This window comes from Agromyces humi (genome assembly GCF_009720255.1).
Classification (GTDB): Bacteria; Actinomycetota; Actinomycetes; order Actinomycetales; family Microbacteriaceae; genus Agromyces; species Agromyces humi.
On record NZ_WJSP02000617.1, the window covers coordinates 1 to 1,458 of the forward strand.

The following is a 1,458-nucleotide window of genomic DNA, read 5'->3' on the forward strand; positions in this document are numbered from 1 at the left end:
CGCGCCGGGCGATGCTGGTGCGGGCCAGACCGCGCTCGGTCGCCGCGTACAGCCAGTCGCGCAGGAGCGGCAGGTCGAGGCCGGCCGGCGACTCGACCGCGCGCGCGTCCGCGAACCGGATCAGGTCGACCAGGTCGGCACGGTATGCCGAGACCGTGTGCGCCGAGTAGCCGCGCTCCGTGCGCACGTGCCCGAGGTAGTCGTCGAGCAGGCCGTCGAGTGTCACGAGCCGCACCGGCCGGGAATGGCCCGAGACGATCGCGGGTGCGCGCCTGCGCTGTCGCGTCGCATCACTCGGCCACGGGCGAGGTCGGCTTTCGTGAGAACCGCTCGATCCGCCCGGCGGGCGGCAGCTGCTCGATCTCGGTGAGGAACGCCTCGCCGAGATGCGTGACCACGGGGAACGGTCCGAGCGGGACGACGGACGTGACGACGGCATCGTCGAAGAGGTGCACGAGCGTGAACGAGCGGCCGCCGTCGACCCCCACGAGGTCGCGAGGCGGCGCGGAGAGGTCCATGGTGTAGGCGATGGCACCCGCGACGGAGACCGGGATGCCCGCGAACATGCCGTTCGTGGCGTAGTGCAGGTGTCCGCCGAGGATGTGCCGCACGCCGCGGCCCCGGATGACGTCGGCGAGCTCGTCCTGCCCGCGGAGTTCGAGGACGTCCATGAGCGGGAGGGGCGTCGGGATCGGCGCGTGGTGCATCGCGAGCATGGTGCCCTCGGGCGCCGGCTCGGCGAGCACCCGGTCGAGCCACTCGAGCGACGCCGCGTCGAGCGCACCGTGGTGGTATCCGGGGACGCTCGTGTCGAGCACCACGACACGGAGGCCGCCGATCGTCACCGCTCGGTGCGTCGGCGTCTCGCTCGGCGCCTCGCCGAGCAGCTCCCGACGGAAGACGGGCCGTTCGTCGTGGTTGCCGATGACCCAGATCAGGGCCGCGCCCGTCGACGCCGCGAGCGGATCGAGCGCGGCTCGGACGAGCCGGTAGGCGTCGGGTTCGCCGAGGTCGGTGACGTCGCCGGTGACCACGATGGCGTCGAGTCGGTCGCCGAGCCGGGAGAGCTGCTCGACGGCCTGGTGGAGGGCACGTACGGTATCCGCGACGCCCCCGAGGCGCGCACCCCCCTGGAGGAGGTGCGTGTCGCTCACGTGCGCGATGACTCGTTTCGCGGCCGGGTATCGCCCCAGCTGCGCTGCCTGTTGTGCCTGCATTCCGACCCCCTCGCGGTCAGCCTAGGCGGTGCCGCCGACGCACGGCCGGGCATCACCCGGCCCGTCGCCGGAGCCAGCCGGACGGACGCCGCTCGACGATTCCCTCGGCTTCGAGCCCACGCCCCGGCCGACCACGACGTGATATCCCGACTCGCCGCCGACCGGGATCACCGTGCGTGTCTCGCCTGCCGTCATCGTGCTCCTCCGAACCGCTCGGTGATGTCCTCGACGATGCGTGCGA

3 protein-coding genes are annotated in these 1,458 nt (G+C 72.7%); all 3 read right to left on the reverse strand.

The annotated features are described in order from the left end of the window. The coding region (locus GH736_RS22900; protein WP_159607314.1) for a site-specific integrase at window positions 1–226 on the reverse strand (226 nt) is incomplete at its 3' end. Window positions 227–290: 64 nt separating this feature from the next. Next, complete coding sequence (locus GH736_RS22905; protein ID WP_159607316.1) at window positions 291–1,217, reverse strand: phosphodiesterase; 927 nt, start codon at window positions 1,215–1,217, stop codon at window positions 291–293. Between the two features lie 21 nt (window positions 1,218–1,238). Beyond that, complete coding sequence (locus tag GH736_RS22910; RefSeq protein ID WP_159607318.1) at window positions 1,239–1,412, reverse strand: hypothetical protein; 174 nt, start codon at window positions 1,410–1,412, stop codon at window positions 1,239–1,241. Window positions 1,413–1,458 lie beyond the last annotated feature (46 nt).